Source organism: Pseudomonas huaxiensis (genome assembly GCF_003231275.1).
Taxonomy (GTDB): Bacteria; Pseudomonadota; Gammaproteobacteria; order Pseudomonadales; family Pseudomonadaceae; genus Aquipseudomonas; species Aquipseudomonas huaxiensis.
Genome location: NZ_QKVL01000131.1, coordinates 1 through 1,198 on the forward strand (window position 1 = coordinate 1; position 1,198 = coordinate 1,198).

Below are 1,198 nucleotides of genomic sequence, written 5' to 3' on the forward strand. Positions count from 1 at the left end.
AGCGAGCTCCGCCTGTACCTTACTGCTGTCGCCGCCCCCTGCCGCAACACCCCATGTCACGACCCGACCATCTGCGGTCAGCGCCGTGAAAGCATCGGTATTGGCATAGATCGCCCGCACGTTGACCAACTGCCCTGCGACGGCGGAAATGTCTCCGCCCGTAGCCGGGTACCCCCAAGCAACCACGGTGCCATCACGACGCAGCGCCGCAAAACTCCTGGCCGAGCCCACTACCTGAACGATGTTCGACAACAGGGCGATAGGCTCAGGGACAGCTCCACCATTTGTCGGATCTCCCCAAGCAACAACGCTCCCATTGCTCAGGCGGGCACAGAATGCGTGCCAGGTGCTGGAGACCTCCACCACATTGGTCAAGCTCTGGATAGTTTCCGGCACCGTTCCACCGTGCGAAGCCGCGCCCCAGGCACGTACCGCGTTGGTCTCCAGCAAGATGCTGAACGCCTGTTGAGTGGCAGCCCCCAACGCCTTGACGTTGGTCAACTGAGCAATTTCCGCTGGTACCGCACCACCGTAGGCAGGTGCGCCCCACGCAATCACACTCTGCGAGCCACCACCGTCACGCAGTGCGGCAAAGCCTCCGCTGTTGCCGATGATTTGCACGATGTCACTCATTCCCTCCTGCCCAGGCAGCAGCACCCCGCCGTGTAATGCATCTCCCCACGCCACGACATGCCCGGTGGCACGCCGCGCTGCGAACGCAAAAAGCGCTCCGCACAGTTCGACATAATCGTCGTGTTGCAATATCTCCTGCGGCACAGGAACACCATAGCCCGCCCCGCCCCACGCAAAAAGCCGTCCGTCACGTTTCTGCCCGACGAATGCGCCGTAATTGCTTCTGACCTGAATGTAATCCTCACTCTCAGGCGGCATGACACCACCGACAGTCTCCCAGCACACCACACTGCCGTCACGTCGACGCGCCGCATAGGCGCTACTGGTACAGGAGACCTCGACAACATCCTTGATAGCCCTCAAGGTCGGGGACAGATTCCCTCCAAAGGCCGCGTCACCCCAACCGACCATATCGACTTCCTTCTCAGCCCCCACCGTCACCTCATCACGTATGGCGATAAACGCTGCCGCACCGCTGGCTAAGTAATTGACACCATTACCGATGATATTGGCCGGGTTGAGCAGTACCGCGTCACTGGAGGAGCGCACATACAGTTTCAGCCAG

1 protein-coding gene is annotated in these 1,198 nt (G+C 60.8%); it reads right to left on the reverse strand.

Annotation, left to right across the window (positions count from 1 at the left end):
• On the reverse strand, positions 1 to 1,198 hold a 1,198-nt coding region (locus DM374_RS32530), incomplete at both ends, for an RCC1 domain-containing protein (RefSeq protein ID WP_404821409.1).